This window comes from Chlorobium sp. N1 (assembly GCF_004332115.1).
In the GTDB taxonomy this organism is placed as follows: Bacteria; Bacteroidota; Chlorobiia; order Chlorobiales; family Chlorobiaceae; genus Chlorobium.
Genome location: NZ_SJPA01000011.1, coordinates 1 through 21,852, shown reverse-complemented (window position 1 = coordinate 21,852; position 21,852 = coordinate 1). Strand labels below are relative to the sequence as shown.

Genomic DNA, 21,852 nt, shown 5'->3' with positions numbered 1-21,852 from the left:
GAACGCCAACCGGAGCGCCATCATGGAAAGGGAGACGGAAATCCTCATCGAGAAGACTGAAGGCACGGCAGCCCGCCGACAGGTCGAAATGGTCGAACGCAAAGGCACCGGCCACCCCGACACCATCTGCGACCGGGTGATGGAGCGCGCCTCCCTGGCGCTCTCCCGGGCCTATCTGGAACGCTTCGGCACCATCCTCCACCACAACCTCGACAAGGGGCTGCTCGTCGCCGGCACGACGGAACCGATGCCCGGAGGAGGCCGGATACTCGAACCCATGCGCCTGGTCTACGGGGACCGCGCCACCGCCATGTTCAGGGGGGTGCGCATTCCGGTCGCCGAAATCATCGAAGCCGCTGCCGCGGACTGGATCCGGCAGAACCTCCGTTTCGTCGACCCCCTGCGCCACATCACCTTCCAGAACGCGACCCGGCCGGGATCGCAGGAGCTTGCCGACCTCTTCAGCCGGCCCGGAACCGGAGCCAACGACACCTCCGTCGGCGTCGGCTACGCCCCCTTCAGCCCGACCGAAGAGCTGGTGCTCGACTGCGAGCGCTTCCTCAACTCCCGCGCGATCAAGGAGCGCTTCCCGGAAAGCGGCGAAGACGTGAAGGTGATGGCGGTACGCACCGGCCGGCGCTGCTCGCTGACCGTCGCCATGGCTTTCGTCGACCGCCATGTCCGGGGAGTGCGGGAGTACTTCGAGCGGAAGGAGGCCGTCCTCGAAGAGCTCCGGAGGTTTTCAGCCGACCGCCCCTTCGACATGCTTGAGATCGGCCTCAACGCCCTCGACGACCCGTCGCGCGCCGAGAGCGGCATCTACCTCACGGTACTCGGCACCTCGGCCGAGGGCGCCGACAGCGGGGAGGTCGGGCGCGGCAACCGGGTCAACGGCCTGATCGCATTCTCGAGGCCGCAGAGCCTCGAGGCCGCGGCCGGCAAGAATCCCTTCAACCACGTCGGCAAGATCTACAACGTACTGGCCAGGGAGATCGCCATGGCGGTCCACCGGGAGGTCGACGGCCTGGAGGAGGCCTCGATCTTCCTCTGCAGCCGTATCGGCCGCGCGCTCTCCTCGCCGCTCGTGGCCTCGGCCGTGCTCGGCCTCGAGGCCGGCGTCACGCTCGGGGATGTCCGCCCTGCCGTCGAAGCCGTCATCCGCCGCGAACTGGCCGCGGTCGACCGCTACAGGCAGCGGCTCGCCGGGGGGGAGTTCAGCCTCAGCTGATTATGAATCAAGAAGAAAGCGTCGTACTTTTCCCCCTATGGAAACCAGCAGAAAAAAAGAGCAGGCCGCCATCGGCTCCGTCGCGGCCAGCGCCCTGCTCACCCTCATGAAAGCGGCGGTCGGCATCATGACCGGCAGCATCGGCATCCTCTCCGAAGCACTGCACTCCGCACTCGACTTCGGCGCGGCGGCCCTGACCTGGTTCGCGGTTCGCATGAGCGCCTCACCGGCCGACCGCAAGCACCATTACGGACACGCCAAGGTCGAGAGCGTCTCAGCCCTCATCGAAACGGGCCTGCTCCTCCTCACCAGCATATGGATCGTCCAGGCGGCCGTCGAACGGCTGCTGTCGGGATCGGCCGAGATCGAGGTGACCTGGTACGCCGTCGGCGTGATCGTGCTCTCCATCCTCGTCGACCTGCACCGGGCGAATCACCTCAAAAAGGTCGCCAGAGAGACCCGGAGCCAGGCCCTCGAAGCCGACGCCCTCCACTTCAGCTCCGACGTCCTCAGCTCCGCCGTCGTCCTGCTGGGCCTCGGATTTGCGGCAGCCGGCATCCACTGGGCGGATCCGGCGGCGGGCATCGCCGTGGCGGTGCTCGTCGCCCGCGCAGCCATAAGCCTCGGCCGCAAGACCATAGACATCCTCACCGACGCGGCCCCCGAAGGGATCGCCGACCGCATCGAAGAGCTCGTCCTCGGAATCGAAGGGGTCGTCGGGATATCAAAGATACGGGTGAAACCCTCCGGGCCGCAGATCTTCGTCGAACTCTCCCTCACCGTAAGCCGCACCCTTTCGGTCGAGAAGGTCCGCGACATCTGTTCGGCCATCGAGAAGCGGGTCCACGGGGAGTTTCCCGTCGCCGACATGACGATCCACACGGCCCCCGTAGCACTCGACCGGGAGACCATCGCGGAGCGGGTCCACGTGAAGGGGCTCAACCACGGGCTGCACGCCCACAACATCTCGACGAGCCGGAGCGGCAGCGTGACCCACATCAGCTTCGACGTGGAGCTCGACCAGCAGCTCACCCTCCGCAGGGCCCACGATGCGGTCTCGCGCCTCGAGGAGGACCTTCGCCGGGAGTTCGACGGCCAGCTCGAGCTCTGCATCCACCTCGACCCGCTCCGCAGCGGCGAACGCCCCACGAAACCGCTTGCCGAACCCGAAGCCGCAACCATCCGCACCCTCATCGCTGCGGCGGCCGACGAGTTCGAAGAGATCGGGGACGTCCACGACATCACGATCCTGTCGACAGACGCGGGGAAACTCACCATCACCCTGCACTGCTCATTCCACGGCGATCTTCAGCTCGAGCGGGCACACGCGGTGACGAGCCGCCTCGAGGGGGCGATCTACCGGGCGGTGCCGGACGCCGCGAGGGTCATCGTCCACGCCGAACCGCTGCCGGAATGAGCGCTCAGCCGAAAGCCGTCACGACGAGCCAGGCGGTATAGGCGACGTAGGCGGAAAGCAGCACGGCACCCTCCACCCTGTTGATGCGGCCCGTGCCCGCTTTGCGGAACCCGAACCCGAAAACGAACAGCGAGGCCGTCAGCACGCTCATGACCAGCATGTCGCGGCTGAAGAGCTCGGGGCCCACATGGAAGGGGTGGATCGATCCAGCAGCCCCGACGACGATGAGGGTGTTGAAGAGGTTCGAGCCGAGGACGTTGCCGAAAGCGAGGTCGTGCTCCCCCTTCCTTACGGCGACGAGCGAAGTGGCCAGCTCCGGCAGCGAGGTCCCGACGGCCACGACCGTGAGGCCGATGATCAGGCTGCTGACCCCCAGCATCCCGGCGATGCCGACCGCTCCCCAGACCAGCATCCGCGAGCTCATGACGAGCAGCACGAGCCCGCCCGAAAGAGAGAGCATCGAGCGCCAGAGCGGCATTTCGCGCACCTCTAGCTCCTGCTCGACCTCCTCTTCGAGGGCGTCGCCCTTCTTCTGCATGGCAGTGTGGACCGAGAGGGCGAGCAGGAGGGCGAAGACCAGGAGCAACACCAGGGCGTCGGCCCTGGAGAGGTAGCCGTCCTGCAGCTGCAGCACCGCAAGGAGGGTGACGGCCGCAAGGACGGGGAGCTCCTTGCGCAGGATCTTCGACTCGACGGCGATCGGGCTCAAAAGGGCCGTCAGGCCGAGGATGAGCGAAATGTTCGTGATGTTCGAACCGTATGCGTTGCCGATGGCAAGGTCGGGGTTGCCCTGGATCGAGGCCAGGACGGAGACGGCGATCTCGGGCGCCGAGGTGCCGAACCCGACGACCACCATGCCGATGAGCAGCGAAGGCATGCCGAAGTGGTCGGCCAGCGAGGCCGCTCCCTCGACGAAGCGCTCGGCGCTCCAGACAAGCAGCAGAAGGCCGAGAAGGATGGCGATGATGAAGAGCGTCATGCAATTGAACGGTCAAGAGGGTGAAGGGGGATCCGCCATGAAATTAGGGCCTTGGGGGGAAAATAGCAATCACATTCGGCCGCGCCCTCGACGCAGCGACGAGCGAGGAGAGGCGACATAAGGATATTCGTCGTATCTTTCTTTCGGAGCGCCGTCACCATGAACCCGGAAGAGGAGAACCGATGGAGGAAAGAGAACCCCTGTTGCCGCCACCGCCGCCGGATGAGGCAGCGGCCCGAAGGCTCCGCGCGGGCGAGGTTCCCGTAGAGCTGCGGATCCTTCAGGACGGGACCGTCTCCGTCCTGGGGCGGATCCTGGTAGAGGCCCCTCCCGAAAGGGTCTGGCATGCCGTCACCGACTACGCGAACCTGCAGCGGACGCTGCCGAAGCTCACCGAAAGCCGCGTCCTCTCCCGTGAGGGCCCGGCAATCGAGATCGAGCAGAGCGGCAGGAGCGGAATCCTCTTCCTTGAGCTGACGGTCCGCTTCCGGCTCAGGGTCGACGAAGAGCCTCCCCATAGCGTCCTCTTCCGGCAGCTCGAAGGCGATTTCAGCCGCTATGGCGGCCGGTGGGACATGGAGGGAACAGAGAACGGGGCCGCCACCATCCTCACCTACAGCGCCCTCGTCCGCCCGAAGTTCTTCGCGCCCCCCTTCCTCGTCGCATTCGTGCAGCGCCAGGACCTTCCCGACATCCTCAGGGCGCACCGCCGAACCGCCGAACTCGACCCCGAACCCCAAGCAGAGAAGAGATGAACGAGCAGAACAGGATATGCGTCACCGGAGCCTCGGGCTACATCGCCTCCCATATCACCGGCCAGCTCCTCGCCTCCGGCTACCGCGTCAGGGGCACCGTAAGGCGCTCACCCGGCGACTACCCCTGGCTCACGGGGCTGCCGGGAGCCAGGGAGCGCCTGGAGCTCGTGACGGCGGACCTCCTGCGCGAGGGCTCCTTCGGGCATGCCGTCGAAGGGTGCCGCCATGTCATGCACACGGCGAGCCCCTATGCGCTCGACGTCCGCGACCCGGAGCGCGACCTGCTCGAACCCGCGCTGCATGGCACGCGCCAGGTGCTCGAAGCCTCGCTCGCAAGCGGCTCGGTCGAGCGCGTGGTGCTCACCTCCTCCATCGCCGCCGTGACGGACGAACCCCGGAGCGGGCACACCTACACCGAAGAGGACTGGAACGAGCGCTCCTCGCTCGCACGCAACCCCTACCACTACGCCAAGACCATGGCCGAACGGGCCGCATGGGAGTTCATGGAGCGCCGCAAGCCCGGCTTCGACCTCGTCGCAATCAACCCCACCCTCGTCACCGGCCCCTCGCTCGGACCTTCGCTGAACACCTCGAACGCCATGCTGCGCGACATCCTCTCGGGGGTCTACCCCGCCCTGATGGACATGAACTGGGGATTCGTCGACGTGCGCGACACGGCAAGGGCGCACATCCTGGCCATGGAGATTCCGGAAGCTTCCGGACGCTACCTCTGCACGGCCGGGGAGATGACGATGAAAGAGCTCGTCGGGCTGCTGAGGGAAAACGGCTACGGCCGCTACCCCCTTCCCCGAGCCGACCTTTCCGGCCGGGCCGGCACGGCGCTGATGAAGCTGCTCTCCCGCACGCAGCCGAGGCACATCGGCACCTTCATCCGCACCCATATCGGCCGGACGATCCGGGTCGGCAGCGAAAAGATCACCCGTGAGCTCGGGATGAGGTTCACTCCGCCCGAAGAGAGCATCCTGGAGGCCCTTGAAGACATGATCCGCCAGGGGCACCTGCCGGACAGGAGGGGGTAACAGCCGCCTATCGGCGGAGCAGCTGGAAGAATGGCATGCCGCTGAAGACCGTGCGCTCCCCGACCCGCCTCGAGGCCTGCACCCGGCGGCGCTTGCGCCAGGTTGCCGGAAACTGGCGCACGGCGTCCTTCATGGCACGGAAGACCGAAGCGGCCTTGCGGCCTCCCCCGGGAGAGTGCGGCAGGTAGTAGAGGACGGCGGCCAGCTCCAGGAGGATACGCACGGGGAGGATCCTGAGGAGCCCGGCCCCGCTGCGGTTCTTCAGGAGCATCAGCATGTTGTTGCGATGGTTGAAGTAGATCTTCTCCGGAGAACCTTCGCCGAGCGAGGCCCCGCCCTCATGGAAGACCTCCGAGGCCGGAGCGGAGCGCACCGACCAGCCGGCAAGGATCAGCCGCCAGGCAAGGTCGATCTCCTCCATGTGCATGAAGAAGTCCTCATCGAACCCGCCGACCGAGGCGACCGGCTCGCGGCGTGCGAACATGGCCGCGCCGGAGGCCCAGAAAATGCTGCGGGGCAGGTCGTACTGCCCCCGGTCGGTTTCCGATCCGGTGATGGTGCGTCCGAGGCAGTAGGGGTAGCCGAGCCGGTCGATCATGCCGCCGGCCGCACCGGCGTAGTCGAACATGCGCCGCGGGCCGACCACCCGTTTCGTGGAGAGCAGCTTCGGCTGGAAGGCGGCCGCGCCGGGGTGGCGCAAGGCCTCGTCGACGAGGAGGCGGAGCCAGTCGGGATCTTTGACGGTGGTGTCGTCGTTCATGAAGACCACGAACTCAGCCCGGGAATGGCGCAGCCCCTCGTTGCACCCTCCGGCGTAGCCGCGGTTCTCCCCGAGACGGTGGAGCCGGGCACCGGGAGTTGCGGCGACGAGAGCCTGGAGGCCCGGAAGGAAGCCGCCGTTGTCAATGACGAGGATCCCCATCCCGGGATAGTCGGTCAGGGCGAGCGAACGGAGGCAGCGCTCGAGCATCTCGCGCTGGAGGTAGTGGGGAATGATGATGTCGACCGTCGGCCGTGCTCCGGACTCCGTCACCGCAGCCCCCGCCAGAATGCGCCGGCCATGCGCGCCGCCTCGTCGGGCGCCGCAGCCCCGCCGATCGCCTCGAGCAGCGCCGTGCCGACCACGGCCCCGTCGGCGAATCGCCACATATGCTCGACCCGCTGGCGGTCCCTGATGCCGAAACCGACCACGAACTTCTTTTTCGCATGCAGGCGGACCCGGCGGAGGTACTCGTCGACAGCCGCCTCGGTGGCCGCATCGGAGAGCTTCGAGGTGCCGGTCGTCGCGTTGACGGCCAGGCAGTAGGAGAAGTCGGTCGAGAGGCTGTCGATCCACTCGATGCGCTCCGGCGGGGTCACCGGCGAAATCAGGTAGACCACCGTCAGGCCGAACGAACGGGCCCGCTCGAGGAAGTCCAGGGACTCCTCCGGCGGAAGATCGGGAATGAGGAGCCCGTCGACGCCGGCCTCGCGGGCGTCGTTCAGGAAGCAGTCGCCACCGTAGGCCAGGAGCGGATTGCTGTAGCCCATGAGGAGGATCGGGACGGTGACGGGACGGCACCCCTCGCCCGCCCTCGCCCTGCGGACCAGTTCGAGCAGCCCCCGCACGGTGACGCCGTTCCTGATGGCCACATGGGCGGCGTTCTGGATCACCGGGCCGTCGCCGACCGGATCGGAAAAGGGAATGCCGAGCTCGATGATGTCGGCGCCGGCCTCCTGGAGCGCCTCGAGCACCGGCAGGGTCGAGCCCGCCACCGGAAACTCCGGCATGTAGTAGGCCAGTAGCAGTTTTTCCTCACGGCGGAGCCGTGCGGTGATCCTGTTCTCGGTAGTCTGTGTCAAGCTCTGCTCCCCCTCAGTGTATCAGTTTCGGTATGACGAAGATGTCGAGCACCATCGAAGCCATGGTGATCATATGGACGAGTACGCTCCCCCACACGTTGCGGGTCTTCAGCACCAGGTAGCCGCCGAAGATGCCGATCGGCATGGCCATCATGGCCATGAGCGCACGCTCCCTCATGCCGACCGGCGCCACGGCGAAGTGGTTGAGGGCGTACATGAGGGTGGTGAGAGCCACCGCCAGGTGGGGGTTCAGACCCCGGCCGATCATGGAGGAGAGGAGCATGCCGCGCCAGAGGAACTCCTCGGCAAGGATCAGCACCGGGAACAGCCAGAGCAGCGAACGGTTGACGAGCAGGAGCTCCATCTCCACCATCGGCGCGCCGCCGTTCTTGTAGTAGAGGACGGTGTTGGTGATGTCCATCGCGAAGAGCACGAGGCCGGCAAGTCCGCCCCAGAGGAGCGAACGACCGTGGAGGCCGCCCCTGAGCCAGATCGACTCCAGCCCGTCGCGCCGGCCGATATAGAGGGCCAGGCCGATCGAGCCGAGAACGTAGAGAAAGAGTGCGGGCCACTCGCCCGCCGGACTGAAGTGGCCGGCGAGGCCGAGGAGCCAGATGAGGCCGGCGAGGCCGAGCGAAAGGACAAGGCGTCCGGCGGAGGACGAAAAGGCGGAAACGGGGGAGCTGGACGGATTCATACGACTGGATGTTTACGGTAAAGGTCCGTCAATATACTGCGGACGCACCTCATAATCAATCGGGTCGCGCAGGCCCAGCAGCTCGAAGGCCCTGAGCCGGCGCGCGCAGCTGTCGCACAGGCCGCAGGCCCGGCCCTCGCTCTTGTAGCAGGACCAGCTGTGCTGGAAGGGGGCCCCGAGCTCCATGCCGAGTTCGACGATGCCCGCCTTCTGCAGGGAGATGAGCGGGGTGACGATGCCGATGGAGGTCTCGGGCCTGGTGCCGAGCTCGATGACGCGGCTGAAGGCGTCGTAGAAGACGCGGCGGCAGTCGGGATAGCCGGAGGAATCCTCCTCGACGGCCCCGATGAAGATGCGCTCCGCCCCGATCACCTCCGACCAGCTCGTGGCCATGGAGAGGAAGCAGGCGTTGCGGAACGGCACGTAGCTGGTGGGAATGGAGGAGCCGTGCAGGTCGGCGCCTTCTACGGCGATGTCCCGGTCGGTAAGGGAGGAGCCGCCGATCCGGCCGAGGAAGTCGGCGTCGACTTCGAGCCGCTCTGCGATTCCATAGTGGTCGGCGATCCGGCGGAAGCAGTCGAGCTCCTTCTGCCAGGTGCGCTGGCCGTAGTTGACGTGCATGGCGGCAAGGTCGAACCCCTCCCGGTGCGCGACCGCCGTGGTGACGAGACTGTCCATCCCGCCGCTGAGTAGCAGAACGGCTTTCATGGCGTTGTATTGCTTGCGGTGAGTGAATCCAAAGCGTGCTGCCTTAAGGTACAAAAAAAAAGGCCAGCCCGAAGGCTGGCCTTTGCTTAGGACGCGATGCGGTGCGGATCAGTACATGCCGCCCATACCGCCCATGCCGCCCGGAGGCATTGCCGGCATGTCGGCCTTGTCTTCCTTGATGTCGGTGATGCATGCCTCGGTGGTCAGGAGGATGCTTGCGACGGAAGCCGCGTTCTCGAGCGCGCTGCGGGTCACCTTGGTCGGGTCGACGACGCCGGCCTCGACGAGGTTCTCGTACTGCTCGGTGCGTGCGTTGAAGCCGTAGTCTCCCTCGCCCAGCTTGACGTGCTCGATGACCACTGCGCCGTCGGTCGTGCCGGTGTTGGCGACGATCTGGCGGAGCGGCTCCTCGAGGGCGCGGCGGATGATGTCGATGCCGGTCTTCTGGTCCTCGTTGTCGGCAGTCGCGTTGGCAAGGCCCTTGGCCGCGCGGATGAGCGCGACGCCGCCGCCGACGACGATGCCTTCCTGGACGGCTGCGCGGGTCGCGTGCAGCGCATCCTCGACACGTGCCTTCTTCTCCTTCATCTCGACCTCGGTGGAAGCACCGATGTTGAGGACGGCAACGCCGCCGGAGAGCTTGGCGAGGCGCTCTTGGAGCTTCTCGGTGTCGTAGTCGGACGTGGACTTCTCGATCTGGCCCTTGATCTCGTTGATGCGTGCCTTGATCTCATCCTGGGTGCCCTTGCCCTCGACGATGGTGGTGTTGTCCTTGTCGACGTTGACGCGGACGGCCTGGCCGAGGTAGTTGACGGTGGCGTTCTCGAGCTTGTAGCCCTTCTCCTCGCTGATGACGGTTCCGCCGGTGAGGATGGCGATGTCTTCGAGCATGGCCTTGCGGCGGTCGCCGAAGCCCGGAGCCTTGACGGCGCAGACCTTCAGGGTGCCGCGGAGACGGTTGACGACGAGGGTCGCGAGCGCCTCGCCCTCGATGTCCTCTGCGATGATGAGCAGCGGCCTGCCGGACTGTGCGGACTTCTCCAGGATCGGAAGCAGCTCCTTCATGTTGCCGATCTTCTTGTCATGGATGAGGATGAGCGCGTCCTCGAGCTCGGCCTCCATGGTCTCGGCGTTGGTGGTGAAGTACGGGGAGAGGTAGCCGCGGTCGAACTGCATGCCCTCGACGACCTTCAGCTCGGTGTCCATGCCCTTGGCCTCTTCGACGGTGATGACGCCGTCCTTGCCGACCTTCTCCATGGCCTCGGCGATCAGCTCGCCGATCTCGGGATCGTTGTTGGCAGAGATGGTGCCGACCTGTGCGATCTCCTTCTTGCCGGAGATGCTGCGGCTGATCGTGCGGAGCTCACCGACGACCTCCCTGACGGCACGGTCGATGCCGCGCTTCAAATCGATCGGGCGTGCGCCTGCGGCGACGTTCTTCAGGCCCTCGCGGTAGATGGCCTGGGCGAGCACGGTTGCGGTGGTGGTACCGTCACCGGCGACGTCGCTGGTCTTGGATGCCACTTCGCGCACCATCTGGGCGCCCATGTTCTCGATGGCGTCCTCGAGCTCGATCTCCTTGGCGACGGTCACGCCGTCCTTGGTCGAGGTGGGAGCGCCGAATTTTTTGTCGATGAGGACGTTGCGGCCGGCAGGTCCGAGCGTGACTTTCACGGTGTTGGCCAGCTTGTCCACGCCCACTTTGAGTTTGGCGCGTGCGTCGGCATCGAAGAGAATATCTTTAGCAGTCATGGTAAAGCGTTCCTTCTATGTAAGGGTTAGTAAGAATCTATTGGTTGCTGTCAGCCGAGAATGGCGAAGATGTCGGACTCGCGCATGATGAGGTAGTCCTCACCCTCGACGGAGACCTCAGTGCCGGAGTACTTGCCGTAGAGCACCTTGTCGCCGGCCTTGACCGGCATGGCCAGCAGCTGGCCGCTGTCGCTCATCTTGCCGGCACCGACGGCGACGACTTCGCCGTACATCGGCTTTTCCTTTCCGGTATCGGGAATGTACAGGCCGCCCTTGGTCTTCTCTTCTGCAGGTGCGGGCTTAACAATAACCCGGTCAGCTAACGGTTTCAGGTTCATTGTCTTCTCTTGTTTGGGTTTTGGATTAATAGTGCGATACTATTGGTAAGGCAGTTGCCCCGTTCCGTTTTTAGCACTCGATCGGGATGAGTGCTAACAGAACATCTGAAGTATAAAAAAATCCGTCATTCATACAAACAGTTTTCAAGGGCTATGACCATGAACATGCGTGAAGGACATCACGAAAGAAGGGACGAGCGGCTGCAGAGCCTCGTCGGCAAAGTGGCCATGGAGAAACTCGAGAGCATCCTCTCGAAGATAAAGGACGATACGGCGACCTCCGGGGATTGCGAGCACGCCGTCATTCTGCAGGAGATATACGCCCTGGCCAGCAACCGGCTCTCGGTCGAGATGAACGAAAGCGGCCATGAGCAGGGCAGGAAGGTATGGGTGGAGCGCACCTCCGAGTCGCACTACCCACACATCCGCCTGCACGGCGGCGCGCTCGAGGACGACCCGATCCCCATCCGGCTCGCTCCCGAAGAGTGAGCCGCCCCTCCACATCCGCTATCTCTTGCCGCCGAGACGCCGGAACAGCGGCCTGAGGTGCCGGCCGGTGAGCGACTCGTCCATGGCGGCCAGCTCCTCGGGCGTCCCCTCCGCGACGAGGCTCCCGCCCCGGTCCCCGGCGCCGGGACCGAGATCGATCACCCAGTCGGCCTGCGAGATGATGTCGGGGTTGTGCTCGATGATGACGAGCGTGTTCTTCTGCTCGAGCAGTTTCTCGAAGCAGCCGAGCAGACGGCGGATGTCCTCGAAGTGCAGGCCTGTCGTCGGCTCGTCGAAGACGAAAAGGGTGTGTTCGACGTCGGCGCGCGCGATGAAGCTCGCAAGCTTCAGCCGCTGGGCCTCGCCCCCCGAGAGGGTGCTCGAGGACTGGCCGAGGCGGATGTAGCCGAGCCCCACCTCCCGGAGCACCGAGAGCTTGCGGGCGATCGACTTTTCGCGGGCGAAGAACTCGACGCCCTCGTCCACGGTCATGTCGAGCACCTCGGCGATCGAACGCCCGCGGTACTTGACCTCGAGCGTGTCGGAGCGGTAGCGCAGCCCCCCGCAATCCTCGCAGACCGCCTCGATGTCGGCGAGGAACTGCATCTCGATCTTCACGCTCCCCTCGCCCGCACAGGCCTCGCAACGCCCGCCAGGAATATTGAACGAGAAATACCCCGCCTTCCACCCCCGCGCCTTCGCCTCGGGAGTCTGGGCGAAGACCGAGCGGATGTCGTCGAAGATCTTCAGGTAGGTGACCGGGTTGCTCCGGCTGGACTTGCCGATGGGTGACTGGTCGACCTGCTCGATGCGGTCTATGAGCCAGGCGCCGCTGATCGAGCGGTGGGTGCCGACCTCCTCCTTCGCCCCCTCCTTCTCGCGCCGCAGGCCCCGGCAGAGGATGTCGCCGATGAGCGTCGACTTGCCCGAGCCGCTGACGCCGGTGACGCAGGTCATGACGCCGAGCGGAAAGCGCACGTCGATGTTCCTGAGGTTGTTCTCCATGGCGCCCGTGATTTCGATGCAGGCCGAAAAGTCCGGCGTACGTCGCCGCTCCGGCAGCTCGATGCGGCGCCGGTCCTGCAGGTACTCGGCCGTCAGCGACGTTCCGGAACGCTTCATCTCCTCGACCGTACCGTGGAAGACCACCTTTCCGCCGAGCCTTCCGGCATGGGGACCGAGGTCGATGACCTCGTCGGCCGCCTCGATGATCTCCCGGTCGTGCTCGACGACGACGACCGTGTTGCCGAGGTCGCGGAGCTTGCGGAGCAGGCCGATGAGGCGGGCCGAATCGCTCTGGTGCAGGCCGATGCTCGGCTCGTCGAGGATGTAGATGGCCCCGACCAGCGGAGAGCCGAGCGAGGTGGAGAGGTTGATGCGCTGGAACTCGCCGCCCGAAAGCGTATGGGTGAGACGGTCGAGCGTCAGGTAGTCGAGGCCCACCTCGAGCAGGTAGCCGAGCCGCTTCTCGATCTCCTGGAGCACCGATTCGGCCACCCTGCGGTCGAACGGAGAGATCTCGAGCCCCTTGAAGAAGTCCTGCGCCTCGGCGATGTTCATGCGCACCACCTCGGTGATGCTCTTTCCCGACACCCTCACCAGGCGTGCGTCGGGGTTGAGGCGCGACCCCTCGCAGTCGGGACAGGTGGCGTAGCCGCGGTAGCGGCTGAGGAAGACGCGGAAGTGCATCTTGTAGCCGGCGTCCTTTTCGATCTCCCGGAAGAAGGGCCATATGCCGCGGTAGCCGGTGCCCCCGATCCCCTTCCAGACGAGCTCCTTGTGGGCCTGGGGCAGCTTTTCGTAGGGCATGTCGACATCGATTCCCGCCTTCGGGGCCGCCAGGAGCAGCTCCTCGAGGTTCCAGCGATACTTTTCGGAGTTCCAGCAGGCGATGGCCCCGTCCCGGATCGAGAGCGAACGGTCCGGCACGACGGCGTGTTCGTCGATGCCGGCGATGCGGCCGAACCCCTGGCAGGTCGTGCAGGCCCCGATCGGGGAGTTGAAGGCGAAGAGCTGCGGGGAGGGCTCCTGGTACTCGACCCCGTCGAGCTCGAGGCGGTCGCTGAACCGGTAGCGCCGGCCGCCGGCCACCTGCAGCACCGCATGGCCGCCCGACTCGCCGAAGCAGGTCTCGGCCGCCTCGCCGACGCGGCTCCTGAACTTTTCGTCATGGCGGGCGACGAACCGGTCGACGAGCACGAGCAGCGAACGACGCTCCCCGTCGGTCATCAGCACCACCTTCCGGCGATCCTCCTCACGGTTGAGGTCGAGCAGGGTCTCGCCCGAGATCAGGCGGAAAAAGCCCTTCTTGAGGAGGCTGGAGAGCTCCTCCTCCACGCTCCGCGGGTGATGGCTTCCGTCCTCGTGGGAAGGGAAGAGGAACCCCGCGTAGAACTTCGTTCCCTCCTCGAAGAAGCCGGCCTGCAGGGCCACGTCGTCGGGGGTGTGCTTCAGCACCAGCTCGTTGGTGTCGCGGGAGTAGATCTTGCCGATGCGTGCGTAGAGCAGCCGGAGGTAGTCGTAGATCTCCGAGACGGTACCGACCGTCGAGCGGGGGTTGCGCGGAATCGCCTTCTGCTCGATGGCGATGGCCGGGGCGATGCCCTCCACCGACTCGATCTCTGGTCGCGGCATGCGTTCGAGGAACTGGCGGACGTAGGCCGAGAGCGACTCCACGTATCGGCGGTGCCCCTCGGCGTAGAGGGTGTCGAAAGCCAGGCTCGACTTGCCCGAACCGCTCACGCCGGTAAAGACGACGAACCGGTTGCGGGGAATGCGTACGGAGATGTTCTGGAGGTTGTGGGTGGTGATGCCCCTGAGGACGATGTCCGGCAGGCTCGGTTCGGCGGGAGCAGGACCGGGTTGCCTATGCTTGGTCATGTTCGGGTGGTTCTTATTTCGTGGTTCGCTCCTCCGAGCGGAGAAGGGCGGCGACGGTGGTGGCGCCGAGGAGGCCCTGGATCCGGTCCTGCAGGCCCGTCATGTAGCCGCGATGGGGGCATGACGAGTAGATCTCGCAGCTGGCGGCCTTCAGCGCGCAGCGGACCAGGTGCGGCTGGCCCTCGATGGCGGTGCCGATATCGGCCACCGTGATGCTTTCGGCGCTGCGGGCGAGGGTGTAGCCGCCCTTCACTCCCTGCACGGAAGCGGCGATGCCGGCCCGCGTCAGGCTCTGCATCGCCTTGGCGAGAAACTCCGGTGAAAAGCCGATCTCCTCGGCCATCTCCTTGACGGTCACGACGCGCTCCGCTCCCCGCGAGGCAAGGTAGGCCACGGCGTGGAGTCCGTATTCGAATTTTCTGGATACCTGCAGCATGCTTAGAGGGTTGCCCGCAGGGGCGGGCGGTTCAGTTCCTTTTCAATATAGAGGTTTAATGGGACTCAACGGGTATATTATACAGAAAGTTTATCCCTCACCGACCTTAACGCAGACCGGCCATGAAAAAGAGCGAACAGGACCGCCACTTCCTCTGGGAGCTCGGCGAAAAAACGGAAGCGAAGATACGGTACCGGGAGTACGGGGAGGAGCATGCCGACCGCCTGCCGATCCTCTTCCTGCACGGCTACGGGGCCATGCTCGAGCACTGGGACCTGAACATCCCGCAGTTCAGCGAAGGCCGCAGGGTCTACGCCATGGACCTCATCGGGTTCGGCCGCTCCGACAAGCCCAACGTGCGCTACAGCCTCGAGCTCTTCGCCGCGCAGATCGAGGCGTTCCTCCAGCTGAAGCAGATCGGCCGCGTCATCCTGGTCGGGCACTCGATGGGCGCCGCCAGCGCCATCTTTTTCGCCGACCGCCGCCCGGAGAAGGTCGAAGCCCTGATCCTGGCCAACCCGTCCGGGCTCTTCGGCGACACGATGGACGGAATGAACAGCATCTTCTTCGGCCTCATCGGCTCGCCGCTCATCGGAGAGGTGCTCTTTACCGCCTTCGCCAACCCCATGGGCGTCAGCCAGAGCCTGGCCCCGACCTACTACAACCAGTCGAAGGTGAACCTCAGGCTCGTCACCCAGTTCACCCGGCCGCTGCAGGACCGCGGTGCGGCATGGTCGTACCTGTCGCCGTCGCGCCGCCCGGGCGACTTCCGCCTGGACGGCCTGGAAAAACCCTCGCGCTACAAGGGAAAGGCGTTCCTCCTGTGGGGAGCCGAGGATACGGCGCTGCCGCCCCACAAGATCATCCCGGAGTTCCAGGAGCTGCTGCCGCAGGCGGGGGCATGGATCATCCCGAAGGCGGGACACTGCATCCACCACGACGCCGACGAGGCATTCAACCGGCGCACCGCCGATATCCTCCGCTCGATCGACGAGGGCTGAATCCCCTACGAACCGCCGCCGAGTGAGGTGCCTTTCTTGCCGAACTTGATGTCGCGCAGCTGCGGAGCCTTCAGCCCGATCTGCAGCGAATAACTCTTGAAGATGCCGGAAGGCACCCACTGGAAGCTCAGCTGCCAGCAGTGCAGGTCGCGGTGGATCTGCACGATCGGGAAGACCACGTCGTCGTTCAGGAAATCGTAGCCGGTGTTGACGGCCACCTGCCAGTTGCGCGAAAGCCCCACCCGCAGCATGGCGTTGAGCAGCGACATGGCCTCCGCCCCGTTTACCGGGTTGCTGCGGTCGGTGTAGAGGAACATCGACATGCGCAGCTGCCAGGGCACCCCGTAGTCGATGTCGTGGTAGGTGTCGGTGGTGTTGAAGCGCTCGAGGAAGAGCGCCTGGTTGGAATTGAGGATGAAGGGGATGCCGCTGTCGCGCACCGAGGGGCGGGGTGCCGCACCCGCCCGCTCACCCTCGAAGCTCCAGCTCATGTTCACGAACCCCTTCACGAAGCGCAGGATACCGTGGCCGTCGTCGCCCGCGGCCCGGTCGATGCGCTCGCCGGTTGCCGAATCGTAGCTGTAGTAGTCGTACATGCCCCCGGCGCTGAGCAGCAGGTGCTCGGAGAGGGCGTCGCTGGAGGCAAGGAGGGTCACCGGGGCGAGCCGGAGGCTGTCGGCGGCGAAGTTGTACGAGGTTGCCGCCGTCAGCGAGAGCAGCTGGCGGGAGTAGTCACCCCCTTCGAGCGCATCGGGAGAGGGATACTCGCCGCCGCGGAACCGCCCCTGGAAGAGGTTCTTCAGGCTGATGCCGACGGTGCTCTGCCCCGTCCCCACGCCGGTGTAGACCGGCTCCTGGAAGGAGCCGTACTGGAGCATGTCCGGCCAGTCGTAGGCGGAGGGCTCGAACCACGTCCCGGGGTAGGGGCGGTTCCATGCATAGGTGAGGGTGGGTACGAAGACATGGCGGACGGCCGTCATGCCGGTCAGGTTCTCCAGGAACCCCGTTGCAAGCGGACGGCCGTAGAGCCGGGTGGTGGCGTCCAGGGCGAAGACCGCGGTGGAGAAGGGGTCGCCGCGCCCTTCGTCGGGCTCGTAGTGGTCGAAGGTCAGGGAGGGGTTGAGATGGAAGTGGCGCGCGAGGGTCGACTGCATCCTGAGCGGCACGACCACCCTCGAGCCGCTGAAGGCGTGCGGGTAGAGGGTCGTGTCCGGCACGACCGACTGGAGGCTCAGCCCCTGGGAGAACATGGCGCTGAAGTCGTCGGAATAGCGGCGGAAATACCCGGCATCGACGTGGGCGTCGAGCACGTAGCCGCTGGTCGAGCTTCCCGATGTGTTCGAGATGAAATCACCGACGTAGGAGACGCCCGAGCTCAGGGAGACGTCTGAGCGCCAGTCCCCGGGAGGCGCGTCGGAGAACGGGGCGGTCCGGTTCTGGTAGAACACCGCACTCACGCGCTGCGAGGAGTTGCTGTTGCGCAAATCCTCCGCACGGCTGTAGCCGAATGAGGCGATGCTGCTGTTGTCGCCGAAGGTCTTCGACAGGTAGGCCGAAGCGTTGGACTGTTCGGTGATGATGGACTCGGCGTCGATGGAGTTGAGATCGCTCTCGCGCTCGCCGCCGTAGAACTGGAAATTGACGCCGAGGCTCGAGGTCGGGTCGATCGTCTGGCTGTGCACGGCATTGTAGTACCAGCTCTTCGACAGCCCCTCCTGTTTCTGCTCGCCGGTCAGGGTGCCCGAATACTCGCCGCTCTTCACGTAGCGGAAGCGCTCGGCGGTCCGGCTGTCGCTGTTGGCGTGCAGGTCGCCCTCCAGGCGCAGGTCCATGTAGTCGTTCATCGCCCAGTAGTAGCCGAGACCGCCGAGCATGAACCCGTCGCCGTCCTGGCCGGGACGCGGGATCAGGAAGCCCGACTTGCGGCCCGAACTGATGGGAAAGACCATGTAGGGAAGCGGAAGAAGCGGCAGGGCGGGAAGGCGGTAGGAGAAGATCTCCGGCCGCACGTACATGACCAGCGGCCATGCCTGGATGCGGCTGTCGGGCACGATGTGCATGTGGCTCGCCGAAAACCAGTAGTGCGGCTCGGGGTCGTCGCAGGTGGTGAAACTCCCGCCCCTGACGGAGAGGTCCCCGTCGGGAAGGCGGGTCACGTCGTTGCCGCTGAAGAGGATCTCCTGGGAGATCGAGGAGGCATCGAAGGTCCGGCCTTTGCGGGTCTTGAAGTTGTAGCTGATGACCTCGCCGTCGAAACTGCCGCCGGGATCGCTGAAAGAGGCAGGCTCGTCGAGGACATGCTCGCCGTCGAACCTTCCGAACGCCGTAAGGCTCGAGGTGCTGCGGTTGATGACGATCTTCGACCCCCTGATGGTGGCCCCCTCGTCGGTGACCGAACCCTTGCCCCAGAGCTCTACCTGCCTGGTGTCGAGATGGTAGACCATCGAATCCCTGGCGGCATAGCTGACCGGACGCGCGGGAGCGCCCGAGGATGAGTCCGGGCGGGAGGAGAGCGAATCGGGCCGCTCCTCGGGGAAATCGAAGACGTACTTTGCCGCGGAAGAGTCGGGCCCGGCGTAACCTTCGGCGCGGAGTGCGGAAGGCGCTGAAGAGAGCAGAACCGCCAGCAGCAGGCGTCCGAGCACTCTTTCTATCTGACGGTCGAAAAGCTTCACGCGGTTCGGGCGACTCTCGGGTTGTGATATTGGCCGGTAAATTCTTAAATATAGGATTATTTACCTAATCCCGCGCCTAAGAACCATTCATCAGCTCCATGTCGACGACAGCCTATTCAGCCCCGGACGCCTCCGGTAAATTCGGGGAATTCGGAGGACGCTTCATCCCCGAAACCCTCATGCAGAACGCCACCCGGCTCGAGGCCGAGTACCTGAAAGCGAAGGACGACCCGGAGTTCCACCGGGAGCTCGACCTGCTCCTCCGCGACTACGTGGGACGGCCCACCCCGCTCTACCATGCCGAGGGGCTCAGCCGCTCGGTCGGCGGAGCCCGGATCTGGCTGAAACGCGAGGATCTCTGCCACACCGGCGCGCACAAGATCAACAACGCCCTCGGCCAGGTGCTGCTCGCCCGGAGAATGGGCAAGCGGCGCGTCATCGCCGAGACCGGCGCCGGCCAGCACGGCGTGGCCACCGCCACCGTCTGCGCCCTCTTCGGCCTCGAGTGCGTGGTCTATATGGGAGAGGAGGACATCCGCCGCCAGGCCCCCAACGTCGCACGCATGAAACTGCTCGGCGCAGAGGTCAGGCCGGTCTCGAGCGGATCGCGCACCCTCAAGGACGCCACCAGCGAAGCCATCCGCGACTGGATGAACAACCCCGAAGAGACCTTCTACATCATCGGCTCGGTCGTCGGCATGCACCCCTACCCGATGATCGTTCGAGACTTCCAGGCGGTCATCGGACGGGAGACCCGACGCCAGGTGCTGGAGCAGGCGGGCCGGCTGCCGGACGTCGTCACGGCATGCATCGGCGGCGGCAGCAATGCCGTCGGCATGTTCCACGAGTTCCTGCAGGACGCAGGGACGGTGGAGCTCGTCGGCGTGGAGGCCGCCGGAGAGGGGCTCGACCGGCGGCATGCCGCATCGCTCACGATGGGCAGCCCGGGCGTGCTGCACGGCGCCATGACCATGCTGCTGCAGAACGAGGACGGCCAGGTCCAGGAGGCGCACTCCATCTCGGCCGGGCTCGACTACCCCGGCGTCGGCCCCGAACACTGCCACCTCCAGGAACTGGGACTCGTCACCTACACCTCCGTCACCGATGAAGGCGCACTCTCGGCGCTGCGCACGCTGGCCGAAACCGAAGGGATCATCTGTGCGCTCGAATCGGCCCACGCCGTTCGCTACGCCATCGACCGCGCAAAGGAGATGGAGCAGGACCGCATCATCATCGTCAACCTCTCGGGACGCGGCGACAAGGACATGGGAACCATCATGGAGGAGTTCGGGCTCTGAAAAGCCCCGCCGGACGGGGCTTCCGGAAAAAAGAGAAAAAGAAATCGAGGAAAAAACACGCACCAGTTGCACGGAAATAAAATTTCCTTATATTGATGCCTCATCAACGCGGGAATAGCTCAGTTGGTAGAGCACAACCTTGCCAAGGTTGGGGTCGCGAGTTCGAGTCTCGTTTCCCGCTCACGCACGAAGAAAGCCTCTGACAGCCGTCAGGGGCTTTTCTGTTTTCAGCCCACCAGAACCCCACCGCCATGCCTTCCGCACGCATCCTCCTCCTCGCCATCCTCACGGCGATCCTGTCCTTTGCACCGGCCTCGGCCGCAACGGACGAGCTCAGGGTGGCGACCAAACAGACGCCCCCCTTCGCCATGCTGAACGCAGAAGGAGAATGGGAGGGACTCTCGGTGGAGCTCGTGCGCTCGATCGCCGAAAAAGAGGGCCGGAAGGCCGTCTTCGTGCCGATGGGCCTCGAGGAGATGCTCCGGGCCGTCTCGGACGGGAAGGTCGACATGGCGGCCGCCGCCCTCACCATGACGGCAGAGCGCGAAATGATGCTGGACTTCTCCCACCCCTACTTCCGCTCGGGCCTGGCCATCGCCGTGCGCGACACCCGGGAGGGGTGGGACCGGGCGATCCAGAGGCTCTTCTCCCCCGCTTTCCTGCGGGTGCTCGGCGGGCTCAGCCTGCTGCTTCTCCTGTCGGGCCTGCTCGTCTGGTTCTTCGAGCGGCGGAAGAATCCCGAGCATTTCGGCGGCACCCCCGCCGAGGGGATCGGCTCGGGCTTCTGGTGGGCGGCCGTGACCATGACCACCGTCGGCTACGGCGACAAGGCCCCGAAAACGGCCCCGGGGCGCCTCGTCGGGCTGGTATGGATGTTCATGAGCCTCATCGTCGTATCCGGCTTCACCGCCGCCATCACGACGACGCTCACCGTCGGCTCGCTCGGCGGCGGGATAGAGAAGGTCGACGACCTCTACGGCAAGCGGGTCGGAACCATCAGGGCATCGACCAGCAGCAGCTTCCTCGAGGAGCTCTCCATACGGGGCGAGTACTTCCAGACGGTCGGCGAGGCCCTGCAGGCTCTCGAACGGGGAAAAATCGACGCCGTCGTCTACGACGAGCCGGTGCTGCGCTACCTGATCACGACGGGAGCGGCGCACGGCGTGCGCGTCGTCGACCGCTCGTTCCGCACCTCCTACTACGCCCTCGCGCTTCCGCCCGGCAGCCCCGAAACGGAACAGGTCAACCGCGACCTGCTCGAGGTCGTCGGATCGGACGCATGGAAAGAGATCAGGTTCCGCTACCTGCATGACGAGTGAGGGGGAAAGGCGGAATTTGGGAATTTCCTCCAACAGACGTTCGAAGTAATCCTCATCAGGGAATGCGCCGTTCTCCATCCGCTTTCGATCCAGTACATAGCCCCGGAGCGTATAGTCCCGCAAAACCCCCGTGGCCCACTGCCTGAAGGCCGTGGCGCGCCGGGAGTTCACCCGGTAGCCCACGGCGATGATCGCATCCAGATTGTAGTGCAGGATATTGCGCTGAACCTGGCGTTTTCCTTCGGTTTGAACTGCTAAGAAATCCTTAGCAGTTGCATCCTCGGTCAGTTCGTGTTCGGCGTAAATGTTCTTCAGGTGCATCAGCACGTTTTCCGGTGTCGTCTCAAAAAGAAGCCCCATGTTTTTCTGCGACAGCCAGATTGTCCCATCCTGCACCCGCACCTCCACGCCGTCGCCGCCGCTCTGATAGGCAAAGGTCAAAAACTCCGCCGTGCTGTTGCGAAGGCGTACGCTATTGGGTGATGTCTTTTTCGGCATGGGCATTCCCTCTCTATGGCTTCAATTTCAGAATTTGCCCGATGGGCTTACTCATCTAATAGGCTCCCCTGTATGTCCATCGGGCGATTCACCGTTTCGATGTAATCGACCTCTTCCCTGGCGAGCCAGTATTTCCCGACTTGCGCCGCTTAGTGCCGATATCAAGAATTCAAGCAGTGGGAATCCTCAAAACATAGGCCCAGCCTCGCCATCCAGACTGTCCGCAGAGTCCGTATATCTTAATCCGAAACGATATCGACATGATTCCCGCGTTGGTTCCTGTGATGAACACGTTTTCCGTTCACCTTTGCACTCGTCATTGACCACTCTCTCTTAACTTGTCCTCGCGTATTTCGCTTGAAATACTTGGGGTCATTTTGTACATTTTAGGCAACAAAACCCGTTAAGGCGATGCGCGCAAGCGTGCCCTCAAACTGGCGGGTTATTTTTTTATGCTGGATTATATGGCATCCCCCTTCACTGGCGGGGACCCTGACTTG

18 protein-coding genes, 1 tRNA gene and 1 pseudogene are annotated in these 21,852 nt (G+C 64.8%); 9 read left to right on the top strand and 11 right to left on the bottom strand.

Going from position 1 to position 21,852, the window contains the following annotated elements:
• The first annotated feature begins 22 nt into the window (after positions 1-22).
• Positions 23-1,228: a methionine adenosyltransferase gene (locus E0L29_RS10515; protein WP_131358738.1), complete on the top strand. Its 1,206-nt coding sequence runs from the start codon at positions 23-25 to the stop codon at positions 1,226-1,228.
• 37 nt (positions 1,229-1,265) lie between these two features.
• Positions 1,266-2,645, top strand: coding sequence for a cation diffusion facilitator family transporter (locus E0L29_RS10510; protein WP_131358735.1), 1,380 nt, complete (start codon positions 1,266-1,268; stop codon positions 2,643-2,645).
• 4 nt (positions 2,646-2,649) lie between these two features.
• Here E0L29_RS10510 and E0L29_RS10505 read toward each other — a convergent pair whose 3' ends face one another.
• Positions 2,650-3,624: a calcium/sodium antiporter gene (locus tag E0L29_RS10505; protein WP_131358732.1), complete on the bottom strand. Its 975-nt coding sequence runs from the start codon at positions 3,622-3,624 to the stop codon at positions 2,650-2,652.
• Between the two features lie 182 nt (positions 3,625-3,806).
• On the opposite strand from E0L29_RS10505, the gene E0L29_RS10500 reads away from it, so the two are divergent.
• Positions 3,807-4,379, top strand: coding sequence for an SRPBCC family protein (locus tag E0L29_RS10500; RefSeq protein ID WP_131358729.1), 573 nt, complete (start codon positions 3,807-3,809; stop codon positions 4,377-4,379).
• Complete coding sequence (locus tag E0L29_RS10495) at positions 4,376-5,419, top strand: SDR family oxidoreductase (protein ID WP_131358726.1); 1,044 nt, start codon at positions 4,376-4,378, stop codon at positions 5,417-5,419. Before E0L29_RS10500 ends, E0L29_RS10495 begins: the two co-directional genes overlap by 4 nt.
• A gap of 7 nt (positions 5,420-5,426) precedes the next feature.
• Here E0L29_RS10495 and E0L29_RS10490 read toward each other — a convergent pair whose 3' ends face one another.
• From E0L29_RS10490 to groES, 6 genes are all read right to left on the bottom strand, one after another.
• A complete protein-coding gene (locus tag E0L29_RS10490; RefSeq protein WP_278248917.1) occupies positions 5,427-6,452 on the bottom strand; it encodes a glycosyltransferase family 2 protein in 1,026 nt (341 codons plus the stop codon).
• Positions 6,449-7,261: a tryptophan synthase subunit alpha gene (gene trpA / locus E0L29_RS10485; protein WP_131358723.1), complete on the bottom strand. Its 813-nt coding sequence runs from the start codon at positions 7,259-7,261 to the stop codon at positions 6,449-6,451. Before trpA ends, E0L29_RS10490 begins: the two co-directional genes overlap by 4 nt.
• 13 nt (positions 7,262-7,274) lie before the next feature.
• A complete protein-coding gene (locus E0L29_RS10480; RefSeq protein ID WP_131358720.1) occupies positions 7,275-7,958 on the bottom strand; it encodes a CPBP family intramembrane glutamic endopeptidase in 684 nt (227 codons plus the stop codon).
• A 12-nt stretch (positions 7,959-7,970) separates the two neighbouring features.
• The gene (queC, locus tag E0L29_RS10475; RefSeq protein ID WP_131358717.1) at positions 7,971-8,666 is read right to left on the bottom strand and encodes a 7-cyano-7-deazaguanine synthase QueC; all 696 of its coding nucleotides are present in this window, start codon (positions 8,664-8,666) and stop codon (positions 7,971-7,973) included.
• Positions 8,667-8,774: 108 nt separating this feature from the next.
• Positions 8,775-10,418 carry a chaperonin GroEL gene (gene groL, locus E0L29_RS10470; RefSeq protein WP_131358714.1) on the bottom strand — a complete coding sequence of 548 codons (1,644 nt, stop codon included), beginning with the start codon at positions 10,416-10,418 and terminating at the stop codon, positions 8,775-8,777.
• A 50-nt stretch (positions 10,419-10,468) separates the two neighbouring features.
• The gene (gene groES, locus E0L29_RS10465) at positions 10,469-10,756 is read right to left on the bottom strand and encodes a co-chaperone GroES (protein ID WP_131358711.1); all 288 of its coding nucleotides are present in this window, start codon (positions 10,754-10,756) and stop codon (positions 10,469-10,471) included.
• A 159-nt stretch (positions 10,757-10,915) separates the two neighbouring features.
• Between groES and E0L29_RS10460 the strand changes: the two genes are divergently transcribed.
• On the top strand, positions 10,916-11,245 hold the full coding sequence (locus E0L29_RS10460; RefSeq protein WP_131358765.1) for a hypothetical protein: 330 nt from the start codon (positions 10,916-10,918) through the stop codon (positions 11,243-11,245).
• 18 nt (positions 11,246-11,263) lie between these two features.
• On the opposite strand, the gene uvrA is transcribed toward E0L29_RS10460, so the two are convergent.
• Both uvrA and E0L29_RS10450 read right to left on the bottom strand, forming a co-directional pair.
• Positions 11,264-14,125, bottom strand: coding sequence for an excinuclease ABC subunit UvrA (uvrA, locus tag E0L29_RS10455; RefSeq protein WP_131358707.1), 2,862 nt, complete (start codon positions 14,123-14,125; stop codon positions 11,264-11,266).
• Between the two features lie 13 nt (positions 14,126-14,138).
• Entirely contained in the window at positions 14,139-14,561 is a 423-nt protein-coding gene (locus E0L29_RS10450; RefSeq protein ID WP_131358704.1) for an Rrf2 family transcriptional regulator, read from the bottom strand.
• A 122-nt stretch (positions 14,562-14,683) separates the two neighbouring features.
• Here E0L29_RS10450 and E0L29_RS10445 point away from each other — a divergent pair, with 122 nt between their 5' ends.
• On the top strand, positions 14,684-15,562 hold the full coding sequence (locus E0L29_RS10445; protein ID WP_131358701.1) for an alpha/beta fold hydrolase: 879 nt from the start codon (positions 14,684-14,686) through the stop codon (positions 15,560-15,562).
• A 5-nt stretch (positions 15,563-15,567) separates the two neighbouring features.
• Here the strand turns inward: E0L29_RS10445 and E0L29_RS10440 are convergent, their stop codons facing one another.
• On the bottom strand, positions 15,568-18,237 hold the full coding sequence (locus E0L29_RS10440; RefSeq protein ID WP_242664371.1) for a putative LPS assembly protein LptD: 2,670 nt from the start codon (positions 18,235-18,237) through the stop codon (positions 15,568-15,570).
• 98 nt (positions 18,238-18,335) lie between these two features.
• Between E0L29_RS10440 and trpB the strand changes: the two genes are divergently transcribed.
• From trpB to E0L29_RS10425, 3 genes are all read left to right on the top strand, one after another.
• Positions 18,336-19,535, top strand: a complete 1,200-nt coding sequence (trpB, locus tag E0L29_RS10435; protein ID WP_131358699.1) for a tryptophan synthase subunit beta — start codon at positions 18,336-18,338, stop codon at positions 19,533-19,535.
• Positions 19,536-19,643: 108 nt separating this feature from the next.
• Positions 19,644-19,716: transfer RNA gene (locus E0L29_RS10430), tRNA-Gly, on the top strand.
• Between the two features lie 70 nt (positions 19,717-19,786).
• Positions 19,787-20,854, top strand: a complete 1,068-nt coding sequence (locus tag E0L29_RS10425; protein ID WP_131358696.1) for a transporter substrate-binding domain-containing protein — start codon at positions 19,787-19,789, stop codon at positions 20,852-20,854.
• Between the two features lie 3 nt (positions 20,855-20,857).
• Here the strand turns inward: E0L29_RS10425 and rhuM are convergent.
• A pseudogene (rhuM, locus tag E0L29_RS11760) lies at positions 20,858-21,352 on the bottom strand (RhuM family protein); the annotation flags it as partial.
• Positions 21,353-21,852: the final 500 nt, after the last annotated feature.

Bases quoted from the DNA above. Each gene is read 5' to 3' on its own strand.
- groES (WP_131358711.1), bottom strand. From the start codon at position 10,756: ATGAACCTGAAACCGTTAGCTGACCGGGTTATTGTTAAGCCCGCACCT.
- E0L29_RS10425 (WP_131358696.1), top strand. From the start codon at position 19,787: ATGCCTTCCGCACGCATCCTCCTCCTCGCCATCCTCACGGCGATCCTG.
- E0L29_RS10500 (WP_131358729.1), top strand. From the start codon at position 3,807: ATGGAGGAAAGAGAACCCCTGTTGCCGCCACCGCCGCCGGATGAGGCA.
- queC (WP_131358717.1), bottom strand. From the start codon at position 8,666: ATGAAAGCCGTTCTGCTACTCAGCGGCGGGATGGACAGTCTCGTCACC.
- E0L29_RS10510 (WP_131358735.1), top strand. From the start codon at position 1,266: ATGGAAACCAGCAGAAAAAAAGAGCAGGCCGCCATCGGCTCCGTCGCG.
- E0L29_RS10460 (WP_131358765.1), top strand. From the start codon at position 10,916: ATGAACATGCGTGAAGGACATCACGAAAGAAGGGACGAGCGGCTGCAG.
- trpB (WP_131358699.1), top strand. From the start codon at position 18,336: ATGTCGACGACAGCCTATTCAGCCCCGGACGCCTCCGGTAAATTCGGG.
- E0L29_RS10480 (WP_131358720.1), bottom strand. From the start codon at position 7,958: ATGAATCCGTCCAGCTCCCCCGTTTCCGCCTTTTCGTCCTCCGCCGGA.
- E0L29_RS10495 (WP_131358726.1), top strand. From the start codon at position 4,376: ATGAACGAGCAGAACAGGATATGCGTCACCGGAGCCTCGGGCTACATC.
- E0L29_RS10505 (WP_131358732.1), bottom strand. From the start codon at position 3,624: ATGACGCTCTTCATCATCGCCATCCTTCTCGGCCTTCTGCTGCTTGTC.
- groL (WP_131358714.1), bottom strand. From the start codon at position 10,418: ATGACTGCTAAAGATATTCTCTTCGATGCCGACGCACGCGCCAAACTC.
- E0L29_RS10515 (WP_131358738.1), top strand. From the start codon at position 23: ATGGAAAGGGAGACGGAAATCCTCATCGAGAAGACTGAAGGCACGGCA.
- uvrA (WP_131358707.1), bottom strand. From the start codon at position 14,125: ATGACCAAGCATAGGCAACCCGGTCCTGCTCCCGCCGAACCGAGCCTG.
- E0L29_RS10445 (WP_131358701.1), top strand. From the start codon at position 14,684: ATGAAAAAGAGCGAACAGGACCGCCACTTCCTCTGGGAGCTCGGCGAA.
- E0L29_RS10450 (WP_131358704.1), bottom strand. From the start codon at position 14,561: ATGCTGCAGGTATCCAGAAAATTCGAATACGGACTCCACGCCGTGGCC.